Origin of the sequence: Undibacterium sp. Ji83W, from assembly GCF_049340385.1 — a bacterium.
Lineage (GTDB): Bacteria > Pseudomonadota > Gammaproteobacteria > Burkholderiales > Burkholderiaceae_D > Undibacterium.
Genome location: NZ_JBMPOZ010000006.1, coordinates 16,268 through 34,916, shown reverse-complemented (window position 1 = coordinate 34,916; position 18,649 = coordinate 16,268). Strand labels below are relative to the sequence as shown.

Below are 18,649 nucleotides of genomic sequence, written 5' to 3'. Positions count from 1 at the left end.
TCAATAGAGTATTGCGCCATTTTCAAGCTCTCAGCGAGGGAGTGAAAATGGCGCATCTGATCGCGTAAAGCTGAATAATTCAGCGCAGATAGCGCTGTTCAAATTCTTCCGCTGACATGGCTTGTGAAAACAGGTAACCCTGCATTTCATCACATTGCTGTTGCTGGAGAAAATCACGTTGTTCCTGGGTTTCCACACCTTCAGCAATCACCCGCAACTTCAAGGCATGGGCCAGATGGATGATGGCGGTCACGATGGCGATATCGCTTTCGTTAGCTGGCAAATCAGCTATAAAGGAACGGTCTATCTTGAGTTTGTAGATAGGAAAACGTTTCAGATAGCTAAGGCTGGAATAGCCGGTGCCAAAGTCATCAATCGCCAGCTTGACACCAAGTGCTGCCAGTGATTCCAGTTTTCTCAAGGCATCTTCCGCATCCTTGATGAGTATCGATTCGGTCAATTCCAGTTCTATGCATTGTGGCTGCAAGTCATGTTCATGCAGGGCTGCGGCAATACTATCAACAAAATTAGCTTGCTGGAATTGCAGTGCCGAGACATTGATCGCCACCCGCATGGACTGGCCGTCACGGTTCCACAAGGCCGCCTGTCGTATCGCCGTTTGCATGACCCAGTTACCGATAGGGACAATGACACCCGATTCTTCTGCCACCGGGATAAATTGTACCGGGCTGACTTCACCCAGGTCTTTATCAGTCCAGCGCAGCAAGGCTTCCACGCCTAGCAGCTTGCCTGTCGCCAGTTCTATCTGGGGCTGGTAATGCAGCCTGAACAACTGGTGTTCCAGTGCCTGGCGCATGGCGTGATCCAGCTTCATGCGCGACAGCAAACCTATATTCATCTGGCGCTGGTAAAAACGGAAGTCTGAACGTCCGCGCTCTTTCACGTGATACATGGCGCTGTCGGCATTCTTGATCAGGTCAGCCATGCTTTGCCCATCTGCAGGGTAAAGCGCAATCCCTATACTGGCAGTGACGGTGAAATTCATGCCATCAAGTGAAAATGGCGCTGACAATTCTTCCAGCACTCTTCTGGCACAAATCTCTGCACCTTCAGCATCGGCTTCATGCAAGAGCAAGACAAATTCATCGCCACCCAGGCGTGAAGCGGTATCGACCTGGCGTATGCATTTTTTCAGGCGTTCGGTGACTTGCAAAAGTACACGGTCACCAAAGGGGTGGCCCAGTGCATCATTGATTTGTTTGAAATGATCAAGATCAAGGAAGAGCAGGGCAAAGGTAGAATGATTGCGGCTGGAAATGGTAATCGCCTGACGTATGCGTTCATCCAGTAACAGACGGTTAGGCAAACCGGTCAGTACGTCCGAGAATGCCAGTTCTTCGATTTTCTGTTTCGCCGTATGGGTTTCTGTCCTGTCCTTGAAAAAACCTATGTAGTTCAGTGCTACTCCCTTGGCGTCGGCGACCCTGACCAGGGAAATCATGCACAGATAGGCATGGCCATTCTTGCGGCGGTTCCACAATTCGCCTTCCCAGAAACCCAGGTTTTCCAGCTCTTTGAGCAGGTTTTCTACCTGGGCGGCATTACCCTCCATGGCGAAAAATTCTCGCGGCGTTTTACCCAGCATTTCTTGTTCGGTGTAACTGCTGAGGCGCTCGAAGCTGGGGTTGGTCGTGACTATTTTTTGTTCTGCATCGGTAATGAAAATCGCATCGGTACTCGATTCAAATACCTTGGCCGCCAGCCGCAGGCGTGCTTCATCTGCCAGGCGCTGGGTGATATCGCGATAAGAATATACCCTGCCTATAGGGCGTCCGCGCGCATACTGCGGCAGGGTTACTCTTTCCAGTATCTTGCCAGAGCGTAGCGTCAGCACATCGGTGGCTTCCATCAGTGGCGAGCGGGTGATGGTGCCCAGCCTTTCTTCATACTGACTGGCATCGAGCATGCATTTATCCATCCAGGCATAGATGGCTTTATCATCACGCTGGGTCATCAAGTCATCCGGCAAGCCCCATAGTTCGGCGAATAAATGGTTATAACTGCGTATCGCTCCATCCAGGTCAGTGACCAGTATGCCGTCAGCTGTTGACTCCAGGGTGGCGCGCAGTTCGGCGATGAGTTTTTCCAGTTCATTTTCGACCTGGCGCTGGTTGGAATGGTCATTGATGGCGACGACGTAGACAGAACTGTCCAGGCCCATCCTGACCAGGGTTACCCGTCTTTCTATCTGTACTATGCTGCCATCTGCACGTTTCAACAAGGTTTCGGAATGAATGTTTTCTGATAAGCCAGCCGCTACATCTTCCCAAAAGAAGAGGTCTTCAGGTGCCACTGCCAGGTCGACAACACCCTTGCCAAACAGGCTGTCTGGGGGGACTTGCAGAAGACGATGGATAGCCTGGTTGGCAGCGACTATGCGCAATTGTATGGGGTCAACCAGTATCACTGCTTCCAGCAAACCTTCAATCAGTGATTGCCAGGGATGGGCTTTCATGCCGCTGCTCCATCTTCGGGACGCGGCTCTGCCTCCAGTCCGCGTTCAAAGAAATAGCACAGGCGTTTGCGCGGCGATAAATAGTCGTAGGCCGCCTTGGGCAATTGCAAGGGTTTCAGGCTGCGGTGTATGCACACCGTGTTTTCATGCTCCAGGTTGATGACCAGTGCTTCTTCCCGTGGCACGGCAGCATTGTGGATGACCACCTTGGGTTTGATGGGGCGGGCGGAATTCACTGATACCACCATGGCATAGCGTTCGTCCGTCAATTGCACGACTGAGCCAGGCGGATAAATCCCCATCATGCGGATGAAGGCAGTCAGGGTGGGGGCATGAAAACGCGGTTTGTGCTGGGTAAATATCTGCGACAGGGCTTCGTGCGGGGTGACTGCAAATGCCGGGTTGGCCGGATTACAAAGATTATCGTAATGATTGACCAGCGCAACAATGCGGCTGATGGCACTCTGCTTGTCGCCCTGCACATGGCTGGGATAACCAGTGCCGTCTGCATGTTCATGATGCTGGGCGATGGCCAGCAAGACATTCGCCGACAAACCCATCTTGCGTGCCATCGCCAGGCTATGCAAGACGTGCTCATGATACAGCTCGCGTTCGGCATGGTTGAAATGTTCATCTTGCCAGCGCAAACGGTCGGGTAGATCCATTTTACCTATGTCATGCAAGATGGTGGCGACACCCAGATCCAGCATCTCTGCCTTGCCCAAATGCAGTGCCCGCCCCAGCAAGAGTGCGATGACTGTCACATTGATGGAATGCCGCGAGGTCTTTTCACCTGCTTTTTCAGACAGCAGGCGTATTGCTGCTTCATCCTCACCCAAAATCTCGCCCAAAAAACCTTGTATCAATTGCTCGGCCAGCTCTTTGGCCTGGGATGGCTGTGAGTGCACTATATCCGTGACTTGCTTGAAGGTCTGTGCCGCATGCGCAAACTGGCGTTCGCAGACTTGCAGACTGGCTTGCTGGTTGGCGAGCAGTTCACGTCTCTGCCTGGCGGCGAAAGCACCGGGACTTTCGGTTACTTTGTTTTCTTGATGACCAGGCTGTTCGCTGGCTGCGGGCTTGGTCTCTGAGTTGACTTCCGGGCTGCTTTTGTCGGGTGCATAGCGTATGCGCTCCAGGCCCAGTGAACGTATGGTGTCGATTTGCGACTGGCTGCTGATCTTGAAATTGGAAACAGGGAAGGGGTGATCCATCCAGCCCACATCCAGATAGACAAACATGCCTATGCGTAGCTGGCCAAGCTCAATAAACTGTGTATGAATATCAGTCATGACACCGGTTTCCGGTAATTTGACGCTTGAGCTCGGGTTTTTAAGTGAATATGCTGCCCTTGCGCAAAAGGCATTCCGGGCAGCATTATTCTGCATGTTACATCAGCTCTTTGTCCGGCTGGCTACAATTCAGGCTGACTGTGGGTTTTATGCTTAAATTCTGCTGGTGTTGCTGCAACCAGCAGCTGTTCTTTTAAACGATATAAGCGATATGAGCGATATAAGAGATTTAAGGCTTGGCACAATCGCAAACATCATTTCCCTTGTCAAAAACGATACGCCAGACACCGGGGCTTTCCTGTCTCCAGATGGAAGTAAAGGTGGCCACCAGCTTGCCTTGCGGGTCACGTACCGGCCCGCTGCTGAGAGCCAGTTTGCCTGACTCCAGTACTTCTACCGTTTCTGGCGCCCAGGAAAAGGGCGCGGCTGGGCCTTCATAAAATCGCTTCCAGGCTGTTGCCACTTCCTGTTTGCCATGCAAAACCTTTTTGGTCGAAAAAAAGATGGTTTCATCCGCCAGAAATTCAGTAAAAGCCTTGTGGTCGCGTGCTTCCATGGTTTTGGCAAAGGCGGTCTCGGTTTGCATGACCTGTTTGGCCAGATCACTATTGCTGACAGTGCTATCTGCCGCCAGCGCAGGACCCGCAAGTGTTACTGCGAGGCCAAGGCTGCTGGCGAAAAACAGACGGGACAAGTTCTTGCGCATGGGATGCTCCTTCATGAAAATGAATGTGGTGAACCAGGCATACATGAAACTCTTACTCAATTTATCGTGTCAGCAATCGTTTTAAGGCTTCAAGACAGATGCTTTCTTCCTCCGCCACAACTTGCGCACTATCCAGACAAAGAAGAACAGGATGACAGACCAGGGCAGGAGATAGGCGATACCAGTAATAGCTACAGCAAGGCCCTGGGCAAGGTCGCCGCCAAATCTTGACAAGGCCTGTTTGATGGGTTGCCCGAAAGTATGGCTATTGTCAGGTCGCAGTGTCACGCTCAGCAATTCGGTTTCCACTCGCTGCACCAGTTGTTCGCGCTGGCCTGACAGGGATTCTATCTGCTCTTGTACGCTGGCCAATTCCTTGCTGGTCTTGATGAGGGCATCGATGTCTGCATTGGCGCGACTGCGCAGGGCTTCCAGTCTGGAGCGGTAGTCATTCAGCATGGCCAGTTTTTTCTGGTTATCCTGAATCGGCCCAGCCAGGTCTTCAGCCGTGACAGATTGATGAACCACTTCACCCTGTTTGTTCAAATTGACCTGTAATTTCTGTATGCCTGCCGGACTGGCGCGGAATTTCAGGTGCGCACTTGCGTACCGTCCGGTATCGAGCCTGGCTTCCAGTATCACACATTGTTCAGCTTGCAGGCTGAGACAGAATTGCTGTGCTGCTGCATGCATGGAACCAATTTTTTGCTCATCTATTTCCAGTTCCAGCGTATGCGCATAAGCCAGTGTCTTGTTGCTGCCATTATTGCCATTCATTTTGCCGGTTTCAACCGCATTGCCGCCAGCGCTGCCTTCTTTTTTTGCGCAGGCCAGCAGGCTCATGCATAACAGTATGCTTAACAATACGGTGCGCATGATGGTGCCCTAATCCTTGTTGTTTTTCTTGAATGCCAGCCAACCGGCAATGGCAGTAAACGTCGCCACGATGGCAACCACGATCCAAAAACCATTTTCATGCTGCGCCAAAGGCACGCCTCCAACGTTCATCCCCAGCAGGCCTGCGATGATATTGATGGGCAAGGCCAGCACCGTCACTATCGTCAAAACGAAAAGTGAGCGGTTATTCTGCTCATTGACGCTGGCTGCAATTTCTTCCTGCAAGAGCTTGATGCGTTCCTGCAACGAAGCCATGTCACTCAGCACGACGGCAAATTCCTCAGTGGACTGGCGCAGTTCCTGTACATCACGCTCTGCCACCCAGACCGGTGGCCTCTGCAGCAGGCGGAACAAAGCGGCCGGTTCAGGAGCCAGCAATCTTTGCAGGCGCACCAGCACACGGCGCAATTCACCCAGGTTGGCGCGCTTATGATTCAGGCGATCTGCCAGCAAGTGGTCTTCGATATCGTCTATCTTTTTGATGAAATTACGCACTATGCCTATCAATACGTCGGCCTGGTCACGCAATAAGTGCGTCAGCAACTCTGTTGGTGAGCTGAAATGCTCGCCCTGGTTGACGGCATTGCGCAGCCTGTCTACCGACTTCAGGGGTTTGCGCCTGGCGCTGATCATGACATTGCTGCTGACATTGAGCCACAGCGTGGCGATGTCCGAGGCTTCAAAGGCAAAGTCATGCAAGACATCATTGACGACGGCAATCAGGCTATGGTCGGCATGCTCAATACGGGTGGAGCGTGAGCCTTCATGCAGGGTTTCAAAAAACTCATCCGGCAGGGCGGCGTATTCGCGCAACCATTTTTCTGCAGCGACGTTGGATAGATTGAAATGCAGCCAGATAAAAGAATCATCCCTGGTGCTGTGTCTGGAGTGCAGCCATTCGACGGCTTCTTTGGTATCCAGCGCTTTGCCGGCTTGTTCATGCGCAAAAATATAGCCACAAATCAGTCCTGACTGATCTGAACCATACGATAAGTGATCTGTTTGCATTGACTGTCCAGGCGAAGAAACTGGGCATATTGTAAATCAGCCAAGCACGTTCATGCCTGGCTTTCCGTGCAGTTTTTAGCTGATCAGCATGTTCTTGTATGACAGCGAAGCCTGACGTATGCAATCCTGGAAGGTCAGGGCTGCATGCGACAAAGGCCGGGTCTTGTTCCATATCATGCCTACCGGGCTGGGCAGGTGGCCCAGATTCAGCGGCAGGATTTGCAAGACACCTTCAGCCACCAGTTGACGGGCCGCCGACAGTGACAATAAACCCAGGCGCGGTGGTTCCATCAGCAAAGGTACATTCACCGAGCGCGATACTGACTCAATGACATCGGTTGGCTTGTTCAAACCGTTCTTGGCCAGCAGATTGATCATGCGCTGGTGCGTCGGTGATTCTTCTACCGACAAGATCCAGGGCAGGTTATTCAAATCCATCCAGGTCAGGTTATCGCGTCTTGCCAGAGGGTTCTTGCTGGAAGTGACAATGACCAGGGGATCGTCATACAAGACTTCTTCCTGCAAATGTTCGGCTGCTCGTTCAGAAAACACGCGGCCTATGACCATGTCTATCTTGCCTTCACGCAGCTCGTGCAAGAGTTGATCGACCGTACCATCCATGATGCATAAGGTGACATTCGGCCAGCTGGTCTTGAGTATCTTGACCGCCTTGGGGATGATGGTGGTGGAGACCACGCTCAAAATACCTACCGTGACCTTGCCGACCGTGCCGGTGGCCAGAGAACGCATCTCTTGATGTGCTTTTTGCAAGTTAAATAAGACTTCGCGTGCATGCCGTATCAGGCATTCGCCAGAAGGTGTTGGTTTTATACCACGCCCGGCACGTTCGAATAACTTGACACCTATCCCTTCCTCCATCTCTCCCAGCATTTTGGAAACAGCCGGCTGGCTGACATGCAAAGTCGCCGCAACCTGAGCAACTGTCTGCTTGTCAGCCAGTTCCACGAGCAAGCGCAAGTGCTTGATCTTGAGTTGTCGGGCGAAATACTTTTCTATGGGCAAGGTATCAATCATAACGATAATTATATACGTTTTCCTCAAATTCTCATTGGACGGTAATGAAATTGTAATGGGATCATTCTGAAATGCAACAAAGTGTATCGAATTGTGAGTGTTGACGAAACTGTGGATAAGCACAGTCGCTTACCAAATAAACCCAAATAAAACGATACGCAGATTGTTCAAGCACCGGTTTGGTTCGACCGCAAAAAGGCAAGTCAGTTCAGTAGGTTTATTGCCATCTTTGCAGTTTGTACCTGTTCATGATTCACCAAGGAGATTCTGGATGTTTTATCAAGAGAAGAAATGTGCTTATGCTGTCAAGCTGGCACTGGCTATGTTGTCTGGCAGTATGTTGGTCAACGCTCAGGCGCAGACTGAGTCAGTAGAAAAAATTCAAAAAATTGAAGTCACTGGTTCCCATATCAAGCGTATTGATAAAGAAGGTACTTCTCCTATCCAGACACTGACGTCAAAAGACATCAGCCAAAGTGGCGCGACAACTGTTGCTGAATTGCTGCGTACTATCCCTGCTCTGGGCAGTGGCGGTGCATTCGATGCAGTTGACGGTGGTTTTTCCCGTGGTGTAGCGACAGCATCCCTGCGTGGTCTGGGTTCCAGCTCCACACTGATTTTGTTGAATGGCCGCCGCATGACGCCATCCGCTTATGCTAACCCGAATCAGGGTCAGTCCACACTGTACGATATCAACAGCATCCCTTTGTCCATGCTGGAACGCGTAGAGATTTTCAAGGATGGCGCATCTGCAGTGTACGGCTCTGACGCTATCGCTGGTGTTATCAACTTCATCACCAAGAGCGATTACCAGGGCGTGCAAATGAACGCCAGCATGGGCGCTAATGATGACAACAAATTCAAGAAAAAAAGTATCAGTGCTTTCGCCGGTTTCGGTAACTATGGCCAGGACGGCTATAACATTACCGTCAGTGCTGAAGTATCCAAGCGTGACCGCGTTGCCATCAAGGATGCCAACGACGTAGAAAAAGATCTGTACAGCGTACTCAACAGCCGTCTGTCACCTTATTCCAGCAGCATCAGTAACCAGCCTTTCTTCTATCGTGAACGTACACCAGGCAGCAAGACTTTCTTCTCTGCCAATGATGCCAACGTGATCAACCGCACCAATTGCGATCCATCACGCCTGATCACAGGTGGCGCACAATACAATATCGCTACTACCAGCGTATTGTATGGTCGTCAGTTCTGTAACTACAATCTGGACGATTTTGCTGAAGTACAAGGCGCAGGCCAGGACATCAGCGCGATGTCACGCGGCATCTATCAAATCAACGATACTTTGTCCGCTTTCGCTGAAGTTGCGTACAACAAAACTGACCGTGACTACACAGGTGGTTCACGTTCCATCGATGGCCGCACACCATCTACAGCATTTGCCCTGTCTGGCGCTGGTACACCATTCCAGGCAATCTTGCCGGTCGGTCATCCTGACAATCCTTTCCCGACCAGCCGTGCTGCAGTGGTTTACCGTTTTGAAAACATCGCCGGTGGCAGTAATACCACCAACGAATCCCTGCGTTTCGCTTCTGGCTTGAAAGGCAGCTACAAAACTTGGGATTGGGAAACTGGCGTTCTGTGGAACCGTTCCGAGCGTACTGATCTCGCCAATGGCTTCCTGTTGCTGCCAGAAGTGCAAAAACTGATCGACCAGAACATGCCTTTGGCCGATGTTGCCAAACAGCCTAACCTGAGCCGTCCGCTGAAGAGCGTTGGTGTTGCTGAAATCGCGCAAGCCGACTTCAAGGCAAGTACAGAATTCGGTAACCTGCCAGGTGGCGCAATTGGTTTTGCTTCCGGCGTTGAATTCCGTCAGGAAAAAATGACTTTGACACCAGATAACCTGACCAGCTCTGGTCAGATTCTGGGTCTGGCTAACCAGTTCATTCAAGGTCAACGTAATGTCACTTCCGCTTTCGTCGAAGTGCGTACACCTATCCTGAAAAACTTTGAAATGGATTTCGCTGGCCGTATCGATAAATACCCTAGCTTCAAAACCAATTTCGTACCAAAAGTCGGTGCAAAATGGACAGTCAATGATTCACTGGCTTTCCGTTCGACTTATGCACAAGGTTTCCGTGCACCGGCACTGGTACAAGTTACTGCAGGTGGTACACAGACTTTCCTGAACAGCCTGGTTGATCCTGTCCGTTGCCCGGATGGTAAGACACCTTTGACTGGCGCCGACAATACTGATTGCTCCAGAAGTATTTCGACGTTGATCCGTCAAAACCCTAACCTGAAGCCAGAAACTTCACGCAGTTTCTCCCTGGGTATGGTCTTGTCACCTACACGTGACTTCGACATCCTGGTTGACTACTACAACATCCGTAAGGAAGACGAAGTTGCAGCCCTGTCATCTACACTGATCTTGAATAACCAGGATGCTTATCCAGGTACCGTGATCCGTGACACCAATCCTGTCAATTTCGTTAAAGACAAGAACGGTAATGTCATTCCTAACTCTGGCCCGCTGATTTCCCTGTTGCGTAACTACATCAACCAGGGTAGTACGGTAGTGAGTGGTGTCGACATTGAAATGGCAATGCGCAACAACCTGGGCACGAGCGGCAAACTGGACACACGTTTCCGTACTTCTTACACGATCGAGTTCCGTCGCGCAGAAAAACCGGGCGATCCAGAAACCAACCTGGTTGGTACACGTGGTGGCTTGTCCAACTTCTCTACCAGCGTTGGCGACATCCCTCGTCTGCGTGCGTCGTTGTCCTCCTCCTGGACTAAAGAAGCGCACACAGTCAATGGTGCAATCAACTTTGTTGGCGGCGTATCCCTGATGCGTTATACCAATGCTGCTGAAACTTACCCAGTGTCTTATTGCCACTACGGTACTGGCCAACCAGCGACAGCAACATCACTGGGCGGCGTAGCGAAATACCTGACCTATGTACCTGAGTGCTCCGTTGCCAGCTGGACTACAGTTGACCTGGGCTACACCTACAAAGGCTTTAAAGACCTGACTATCGGTCTGCGTGTATTGAATGCGCTGGATTCCAAAGCACCATATGATCCTAACTACACAACTGCAGGCTACAACGATAGTTTACACAATGCCTATGGCCGCGCATTCCGTCTGAACGTAGGTTATGTATTCAAATAATCTGCAAGCAATGCAAGAAGTAGTATAAGAACAGGGGCCTCGGCCCCTGTTTTTTATTAAGCCTTGCAAAGTTTCAGTATAATCAGGGCATTTAAGACATCAGTCTCTGGCAAACCAGCTTACACGTGCAGGTAAGACATCGTGGCGATGAGCTGGGATTTTTGATACAAGTAGAAAGCACGCCATGTTTAGTTGGTTCAGTACAAAAGAAGAAAAAGCGTTCGGTCTGCAACTTGCTGAATTTGTCATCAAGGAAATACCCTTGGAAATAGTCAAAAAGAAGCAAGACAAGACTGTGCTCAAGCGCAAGAAAGTCATGCAGCAGGTCGCGATCAAGGTGTTGGAATTTAAGCGCGACCACCGCTTGAATCTGTATAAAAAGGCACAACTGGGAAATAGCTTCAAGTGGCGTTTGCTGGAAGAAGGTTTTGATGCAGATGTTGCTGGTGAACTGACAACAATAGTAGTCAGGGAAATGGGTTAAGTGGTGTTGCAGCATCCTGCAGACTGGCTACAGGATGCCTGAAAGAACTCTTTACTGAGTTCTGCGACTTACAAATTCGGTGCCAGCCAGCGTTCCACCTCATCCTTAGGCACACTGCGCCGTTCGGCCATATCGGTGACCTGGTCATCAGCAATTTTACCTACGCTGAAATACTTGGATTCAGGATGGGCAAAGTAAAAGCCCGATACTGCTGCGCCCGGTATCATGGCCCATGATTCAGTGATGTACATTTCGATTTCTTCACACTGCATCTGCTTGAACATCTCGGTCTTGACCGTATGCTCCGGGCAGGCCGGGTAACCGGGCGCTGGGCGTATGCCTTTGTAGTTTTCCTTGATCAGGTCTTCATTGCTAAGGGCTTCGTCGGCGACATAACCCCACAGGTCCTTACGCACGCGTTCATGCAGGTATTCGGCAAAGGCTTCAGCCAGACGGTCGGCTAAAGACTTCAGCATGATGCTGCTGTAGTCATCATGCGCATCTTCAAAGCGCTTTTCATACTTTTCTATACCCAGGCCAGCGGTTACCGCGAACATGCCTATATAGTCCTTGATGCCGCTGTCTTTTGGTGCGATGAAATCTGACAGGCACTGATTGGGTCTTTGCACGCCATCAATGATGGGTTTCTCGGTTTGCTGGCGCGTGCCGTAGTAAGTCAGGGCCACCTGGCTGCGCGTGTCATCGGTATAGATTTCTATATCGTCGTCATTGACGGTATTGGCAGGCAGTAAAGAGACCACGCCATTCGCTGTCAGCCAGCGGCCTTCGATGATTTTCTTCAGCATGGCCTGACCTTCGGCAAATACCTTGGTTGCTGCCTCGCCGACGACTTCATCAGTCAATATGGCCGGGAAGGGTCCAGCCAGGTCCCAGGTCTGGAAGAACGGGCCCCAGTCTATGTAATTGGCGATCGTCGCCAGATCAATATTCTTGAACAGGCGGCGGCCTATGAACTTGGGTTTGACCGGCGCATTGCTGCCAGTGAAATCCACTTTCATTTTATTCGCACGGGCTTGCGCCAGCGTGACCATGGGCGTGGCTTTTTTATTTGCATGCTGGGTGCGGATACGTTCGTAATCGCTACCGAGGTCTGCAATATATTGATCACGGCTCTCCGGCGTCAGCAGTGATTGTGCGACAGACACTGAGCGCGAAGCATCGGCCACATACACTACCGGGCCTTCATAATTCGGCGCAATTTTCACAGCCGTATGCGCACGGCTGGTAGTCGCGCCGCCGATCAGCAACGGGATCTTGAGCATGCGGAAATGGGGGTCACGCTGCATTTCTTTCGCCACATAGGCCATCTCTTCCAGCGAAGGCGTGATCAGGCCGGACAGGCCTATGATGTCGGCATTTTCTGCCTTGGCCTTGGCCAGAATTTCTGAACAGGGCACCATCACGCCCATGTTGACCACTTCAAAATTATTACACTGCAAGACCACGGTGACGATGTTCTTGCCGATGTCATGCACATCACCCTTGACGGTGGCGATGACGATCTTGCCCTTGGGCTTATTGTCGCCGCTGCGCTTCTTTTCTTCTTCGATATAAGGGATAAGGTGCGCCACTGCCTGCTTCATGACGCGGGCAGATTTGACCACCTGTGGCAAGAACATCTTGCCCTGGCCAAACAGGTCACCAACGATATTCATACCCGCCATCAACGGGCCTTCGATGACCTGGATAGGGCGACCACCAGCATCCATGATGGCAGCACGGGCTTCTTCGGTATCTTCGACGATCCAGTTGGTGATGCCGTGCACCATCGCGTGTGACAGGCGTTTTTCTACTGGCTCGTTACGCCATTCCAGCGTGGCTTCTTCTTTCTTGCCGCCAGCTTTCAGCGTGGCAGCAATTTCTATCATGCGCTCGGTCGCATCTTCCCGGCGGTTCAGCACCACGTCTTCGACACGCTCACGCAATTCAGCATCCAGCTCACTATACACACCGACCATGCCGGCATTGACGATGCCCATAGTCATGCCTGCCTTGATGGCGTGGTACAGGAATACGGTATGGATAGCTTCACGTGCCGGGTCATTGCCGCGGAAAGAGAAACTCACGTTCGAGACACCGCCGCTGATCTTGGCGCCGGGCAGGTTTTTATGTATCCAGTCTGTCGCTTCGATAAAGTCGACGGCGTAATTATTGTGTTCTTCAATGCCTGTCGCGACCGCAAAAATATTCGGATCAAAGATGATGTCTTGCGGATCAAAATCCAGGCTATCGACCAGCAGGCGATAGGCGCGTTCACAGATTTCTATTTTGCGTGCATAGGTATCTGCCTGGCCTTTTTCATCAAAAGCCATGACGATGACGGCTGCGCCATAACGCTTGCACAGCGTGGCCTGGCGCAGGAATTCAGCTTCGCCCTCTTTCATGGAAATCGAATTGACGATAGCCTTGCCCTGCACGCATTTCAGACCCGCTTCGATGACCGTCCATTTCGACGAGTCGATCATGATGGGTACGCGGGCGATATCAGGTTCAGAAGCGATCAGGTTCAGGAAACGTGTCATCGCTGCCAGTGAATCCAGCATCGCTTCATCCATATTGATGTCGATGACTTGCGCGCCATTTTCTACCTGCTGGCGGGCCACTGCCAGCGCTTCATCGTATTGCTCATTCAGGATCAGGCGGGCAAACGCTTTCGAGCCTGTGACATTGGTACGTTCACCAACGTTGACAAACAGCGATGTTTCATCAATCGTGAACGGTTCCAGGCCCGACAGGCGCATGGCTGCTGGTACTGTCGGGATATCACGTGGTGTGCGGGTTTGCAGGATGTCGGCAATCGCCTTGATATGGTCAGGCGTGGTGCCGCAGCAGCCACCGGCGATATTAATGAAACCCGCTTCAGCAAATTCTTTCAGCAAGGCTGAGGTATCGGCAGGCAATTCATCAAAGCCGGTATCACTCATGGGATTGGGCAAACCGGCATTCGGGTAAATACAGACAAAGGTGTCGGCAATCTTGGACAATTCTTCTGCATACGGGCGCATCAGGGCAGCACCAAGGGCGCAGTTCAGGCCCACTGTCAGTGGTTTGGCATGACGCACAGAATTCCAGAATGCCGGTACAGTCTGGCCAGACAAGATACGGCCAGAAGCATCGGTCACCGTGCCAGAAATCATGATGGGCAGGCGGCTGCCGGTTTCTTCAAAAAACTGGTCGATGGCGAACAACGCGGCTTTGCAGTTCAGCGTATCGAAAATGGTTTCCACCAGCAGCACATCGGCACCACCTTCAACCAGGCCACGGGTTTGTTCCAGATAGGCTGCCACCAGCTGATCGAACGTGACATTACGCGCTGCAGGGTCATTCACATCCGGTGAAATCGATGCTGTCTTTGGCGTAGGACCCAGGGCACCTGCCACGTAACGTGGCTTGTCCGGTGTTGAATATTTATCGCAGGCCGCCCGCGCGATTTTGGCTGAGGCCACATTCATCTCATAGGCCAGATGCGCCATGTGGTAATCATCTTGCGCAACAGTGGTCGCACCAAAGGTATTGGTTTCTATGAGGTCGGCACCGGCGGCCAGGTATTGCTCATGGATCTCGGCAATCACATGCGGCTGTGTCAGCGACAGCAATTCATTATTGCCCTTGACGAAGAGTTCACGCACGGTTTCAGGGCCGCTAAAGTCCTTGAAACGCTCGCCGCGATAATCTTCTTCCGTCAATTTATAGCGCTGTATCATGGTACCCATGGCACCATCGAGTATCAGGATGCGCTTTTGCAAAATCTCGCGCAAACGGGTTTCGAGGGCAGATACAGGCAGGGTCGTAGTCATGATGTTTACTCAAAAAAGCAGGGCTTATGCAAAATTGTTCCAGCAAGGCGCAGCGACGAAGACAGTACTTTAGTACGGCTAGGAAGCTGCAACGCTGCTGGGGCAATTTTGCGTAAGTCCTGAAAACAAAAACCCGATCGGCTCATGCTGCTGGCGGATCGGGTAACATCCTTTTAGCAGCATTTATTACGCGCCCGCAATCTGAATCTCAAATCGGCGCAAGAAGGCATAAATTATACGTCAAATCAAGGGCTTGGGTATGGCTGGCCTGCATCCTGTCGGTTTTTGACCATGACAAAATGCTTAGTGAGGGACAATCGAAATGATAAAAAATGCTGAACCTGCTGTCGGGTTGAGGTCGGATTGATATAGGGGTGTGCGTCCTGGCATATCCGAATTAACAGTTTTTACTTGCCGAATTGCAGTGGCGGCATCAATATTCTGTTTGCACTAATAATTTAAGGTAATGTCTGTGTACGACTATCATTTTTTGCCTTCCTGCCAATAAATCAGATGACAATTTCCGCACTGATTATTGAAGATCATCCGATCTACCGCGATGCCTTGCTGCTATTCATGCGTCATTTGCTGGGGGCAGCTCATGTAGCAGCGGTAACTTCAACAGAAGAAGCCCTGGCGCAATCGTCCGGGCTTGTGGGGTTGCGCCTGATTTTGCTGGATCTGCGCTTGCCGGGCATGAATGGTGTAGAAGCCATCTGCTCGCTACGCAAACATTATGCAGATGCCGCGATTGTCGTGGTGTCTGCTTCCGACGACAGGCGCGAGGTTGATGCAACCCTGCGTGCCGGTGCCAAAGCCTTTATTTCCAAAGCCGTATCCACCGATCTGATGATAGAAGTCGTACGCAAGATATTGGCAAATGAAGCACTTGAAACTAACTGGATCACTTTGCGTGGCAAACAAGCCAACAAAGAAGAACCCTTGCTGGCATTGACACCGAGGCAGCAAGAAACCCTGATCCTGTTGTGTCAGGGTTTGTCCAATAAGGAAATCGGCCTGCGTCTTGAATTGGCAGAAATTACCGTGAAAATGCATGTGACCTCGATATTCAGGGTGCTGAATGTCGTCAACCGTACCCAGGCGGTACTGGCTGCCCGCAGCCTTGGGCTGTACACGCCGGATCACTAAGCACTTACTTACAAAACCCTTAAAAATTGTTACAATATGTAAGTGACAAGATTGAGGGACGTTGATGCCAGGATTTTGCCCTTGCGGCGAAAGTCCATCCCCGCTCCCTGGCTGATGTTCAATCCGCCTGGCTGATACCCATGATGCCATCTTCCATGCCGCGTTTACTCCGGCGGGGATGTTGCGCTGTCTGAAAAACTGCCTGAACTGCATTTCTTTAATTGAGTCTTGAATTGAGTCCCAATTCACCCCCGTATTTTAACTTTATATAAATAAGGCCGCTCCATGGGTATTAACGCCAGCACCATACAAAAACTGTATATCGCCTACTTTAATCGTCCCGCCGATGTGGCTGGTTTGACTTACTGGGAAGGGCAGCTGGATGGCAACAAGATTTCCCTTGCGGGCCTGGCGCAGTCATTCAGCGAGCAAGTTGAATATGTCGCGACTTATGGTGGGAAAAGCACTGCTGACGTCGTCACGGCCTTGTACAAAAACCTGTTTGGCCGGGCACCAGATGCGGCTGGTCTGACATACTGGGCAACCCAAATTGACACGCGTGCCGTCAATCTGGGTACGGCAGCATTGGCCATCCTGAATGGCGCCACGCCTGACAGTCTTGACGGTATCACGATACAGAATAAACTTAATTTCTCTGCCAACTTCACGGCCAGCCTGAACACGGTAGAAAAAGCCAATCTGTATAGCTCTGCTTATACATTTGAACTCATGCGTGGCATCTTGTCTGGCGTGACTGCAACCGGTGCCCCACCTAGCCTGGTGCCGAGTCTGCCGCTCAAGATTACCGAGGCGGCAAATGGTATCAGCAATGCGGAGAGAATTGCCGGGATGGATGTGCTTGTTGACCTGAAAGGTGTGCAGGCAGCAGCAGGGTATACACTTGAACTGATGAATGGTAACAGTTCATTTTATGTTCCGGTGACGCACATCCTGACAGCGGCAGAAGTGAGTTCGCAAAAGGCACTTATTCACATTCCGGCAGGAATCAACTGGGGGCCGGATGGCGCAAAATTATTAGGCGTCAAGGTGACCGACATTTTTGGCAATTCCGGAAAGATAGGTGCGCAGACCACGGTTGTACTCGACACGACGCCGCCCGTGCTCCCAAGCAAGGCTACCTATATGACGGCCTGGTTCATCCAACCATCAGCTAGCCTGGATTATGGAGTCGGTGAAATTCAATTCAAGATACTTCCTGGTGAAAATGCCGGAGGGACAGCGGTGCTGATGGAAAATGGTGTAGTGATAGGCAAGGTCAGCAGCATTGCTGCCAATGCTGACATGCTCGATTTCATGATAGATCCAAAGATCATGAAGCAGGTGTACAGCGATGTTTATAGCAATGCTTTTGGTGGCTTGAGTATAGTCCTGACAGATGCTGCGGGTAACTCTGGCACGACCATGTTAAAGGACTACAAGATCAAATATGCTGGTAAGTACAAGGATGGAACACTTGCCACAAATATCAGCATTTCTACAGACAGCAAGAGTGGTACGTTGTTGGTGAAGGCAACGATTAACAGTCTTGAATACCTGAATAGTCAGGCATTTTTGAAAATCAATGGCCAGATAGTTGCATCCGATCTCAACATATCTACTGCGGATACATCAGTAGATTTTAACGTCACTGCCGTGAATAGTGTGCAGATACAGAATTTGATCAACAATGGTGGTGTTGTGTCTGTTGTCATGGTTGACATGAATGGCAATGCGATTGAAAGTGTGAATAATCCTGTTCTTGCAAGTAATCAGTATGGTAGCCGTGCTTACGTTGATTCCAGTTTATTTAAACCTGTCCTGCCAAGAACAGGTGCTTTATACGGATCGATTGACCAGGGTTTGCAGATAAGGGAAATCACATTTCCGATTGCGCCAGGTCTGCATACCGGCGGGACGGCTGCAATCTGGGAAGATGGAAAAGTTATCGCCAAAATTTCCAATATAACGGCTACTTCAAATATGCTTGATTTTGTATTTGACACCGCTATGAGTTTGCAGGTTTATACTGATTACTGGACAAAGAATAACCTCAGTTTGGTGATGACAAATGCAGCGGGATATTCATCCAGCATTTCCTTGTCCACGCCAGATATGTTCTTGACCAGATATGATGTCAATGGCACTCCAGCGACCAATATCGTACTGACGCCTTTGGGTGTCAATGTGGAGAAAAACACGCTCAATAGTTCAACGACCAATTTATTGGTGACAGCAACGATTTCGCCTGGGTTCCAATATTTCGACAGCACAGCGTACTTAAAAATTAATGGCAAGATTGTCGCTAAAGATGACGTTATCGGAATATCGGATACCACGGTTGATTTTAACCTCGGCACGTCAGACGCGTTGCAGTTGCAAACATTGTTGAAATCTGGTGGCGTGGTTTCCGTACTGCTCGTTGACAGGAATGGTAACTTTGTAGAAAGCGTGAATAACCCGTATTTGACCAGCAATTTCACAGCATCATCGGCTGTTGATGATGCGCATATCCAGTTGCTCAATGTTGCAGATGCTGCGCCACTGCTCATCATAGGACAAGCACCTCAGGTAGCAAATGCGGGACTAGGCTAGCCAATAAAAAAAGCACATCACGGTCTTGCTGTGATGTGCCAAGGGGAATCGTA

General features: G+C 50.7%; 11 protein-coding genes. 4 read left to right on the top strand and 7 right to left on the bottom strand.

What is annotated here, in order from left to right; genetic code table 11:
• Nucleotides 1–79: 79 nt before the first annotated feature.
• The 6 genes from ACO0LD_RS12060 to ACO0LD_RS12035 form a co-directional block, all read right to left on the bottom strand.
• Complete coding sequence (locus ACO0LD_RS12060) at nt 80–2,476, bottom strand: sensor domain-containing protein (RefSeq protein WP_423007017.1); 2,397 nt, start codon at nt 2,474–2,476, stop codon at nt 80–82.
• The gene (locus tag ACO0LD_RS12055) at nt 2,473–3,768 is read right to left on the bottom strand and encodes an HD-GYP domain-containing protein (RefSeq protein ID WP_423007015.1); all 1,296 of its coding nucleotides are present in this window, start codon (nt 3,766–3,768) and stop codon (nt 2,473–2,475) included. The genes ACO0LD_RS12060 and ACO0LD_RS12055 overlap by 4 nt, the downstream gene beginning before the upstream one ends.
• A 229-nt stretch (nt 3,769–3,997) precedes the next feature.
• A complete protein-coding gene (locus ACO0LD_RS12050) occupies nt 3,998–4,474 on the bottom strand; it encodes a YybH family protein (RefSeq protein ID WP_423007013.1) in 477 nt (158 codons plus the stop codon).
• 81 nt (nt 4,475–4,555) lie between these two features.
• A complete protein-coding gene (locus tag ACO0LD_RS12045) occupies nt 4,556–5,350 on the bottom strand; it encodes a DUF4349 domain-containing protein (RefSeq protein WP_423007011.1) in 795 nt (264 codons plus the stop codon).
• 9 nt (nt 5,351–5,359) lie between these two features.
• Complete coding sequence (locus tag ACO0LD_RS12040) at nt 5,360–6,379, bottom strand: transporter (protein WP_423007009.1); 1,020 nt, start codon at nt 6,377–6,379, stop codon at nt 5,360–5,362.
• A 75-nt stretch (nt 6,380–6,454) separates the two neighbouring features.
• Complete coding sequence (locus ACO0LD_RS12035; RefSeq protein WP_423007007.1) at nt 6,455–7,414, bottom strand: LysR family transcriptional regulator; 960 nt, start codon at nt 7,412–7,414, stop codon at nt 6,455–6,457.
• A gap of 271 nt (nt 7,415–7,685) precedes the next feature.
• Between ACO0LD_RS12035 and ACO0LD_RS12030 the strand changes: the two genes are divergently transcribed.
• On the top strand, nt 7,686–10,553 hold the full coding sequence (locus ACO0LD_RS12030) for a TonB-dependent receptor plug domain-containing protein (RefSeq protein WP_423007005.1): 2,868 nt from the start codon (nt 7,686–7,688) through the stop codon (nt 10,551–10,553).
• A gap of 184 nt (nt 10,554–10,737) precedes the next feature.
• Nucleotides 10,738–11,037, top strand: a complete 300-nt coding sequence (locus tag ACO0LD_RS12025; RefSeq protein ID WP_423007003.1) for a hypothetical protein — start codon at nt 10,738–10,740, stop codon at nt 11,035–11,037.
• Between the two features lie 68 nt (nt 11,038–11,105).
• Here the strand turns inward: ACO0LD_RS12025 and metH are convergent, their stop codons facing one another.
• Entirely contained in the window at nt 11,106–14,855 is a 3,750-nt protein-coding gene (gene metH / locus ACO0LD_RS12020; protein ID WP_423007001.1) for a methionine synthase, read from the bottom strand.
• Nucleotides 14,856–15,368: 513 nt separating this feature from the next.
• Between metH and ACO0LD_RS12015 the strand changes: the two genes are divergently transcribed.
• Nucleotides 15,369–16,004 carry a response regulator gene (locus ACO0LD_RS12015; RefSeq protein ID WP_423006999.1) on the top strand — a complete coding sequence of 212 codons (636 nt, stop codon included), beginning with the start codon at nt 15,369–15,371 and terminating at the stop codon, nt 16,002–16,004.
• A 285-nt stretch (nt 16,005–16,289) separates the two neighbouring features.
• Nucleotides 16,290–18,596 (top strand): DUF4214 domain-containing protein, encoded by a 2,307-nt coding sequence (locus ACO0LD_RS12010; protein ID WP_423006997.1) that lies wholly within the window; start codon nt 16,290–16,292, stop codon nt 18,594–18,596.
• Nucleotides 18,597–18,649 lie beyond the last annotated feature (53 nt).

Bases quoted from the DNA above. Each gene is read 5' to 3' on its own strand.
- ACO0LD_RS12060 (WP_423007017.1), bottom strand. From the start codon at position 2,476: ATGAAAGCCCATCCCTGGCAATCACTGATTGAAGGTTTGCTGGAAGCA.
- metH (WP_423007001.1), bottom strand. From the start codon at position 14,855: ATGACTACGACCCTGCCTGTATCTGCCCTCGAAACCCGTTTGCGCGAG.
- ACO0LD_RS12050 (WP_423007013.1), bottom strand. From the start codon at position 4,474: ATGCGCAAGAACTTGTCCCGTCTGTTTTTCGCCAGCAGCCTTGGCCTC.
- ACO0LD_RS12045 (WP_423007011.1), bottom strand. From the start codon at position 5,350: ATGCGCACCGTATTGTTAAGCATACTGTTATGCATGAGCCTGCTGGCC.
- ACO0LD_RS12030 (WP_423007005.1), top strand. From the start codon at position 7,686: ATGTTTTATCAAGAGAAGAAATGTGCTTATGCTGTCAAGCTGGCACTG.
- ACO0LD_RS12010 (WP_423006997.1), top strand. From the start codon at position 16,290: ATGGGTATTAACGCCAGCACCATACAAAAACTGTATATCGCCTACTTT.
- ACO0LD_RS12025 (WP_423007003.1), top strand. From the start codon at position 10,738: ATGTTTAGTTGGTTCAGTACAAAAGAAGAAAAAGCGTTCGGTCTGCAA.
- ACO0LD_RS12040 (WP_423007009.1), bottom strand. From the start codon at position 6,379: ATGCAAACAGATCACTTATCGTATGGTTCAGATCAGTCAGGACTGATT.
- ACO0LD_RS12055 (WP_423007015.1), bottom strand. From the start codon at position 3,768: ATGACTGATATTCATACACAGTTTATTGAGCTTGGCCAGCTACGCATA.
- ACO0LD_RS12015 (WP_423006999.1), top strand. From the start codon at position 15,369: ATGACAATTTCCGCACTGATTATTGAAGATCATCCGATCTACCGCGAT.
- ACO0LD_RS12035 (WP_423007007.1), bottom strand. From the start codon at position 7,414: ATGATTGATACCTTGCCCATAGAAAAGTATTTCGCCCGACAACTCAAG.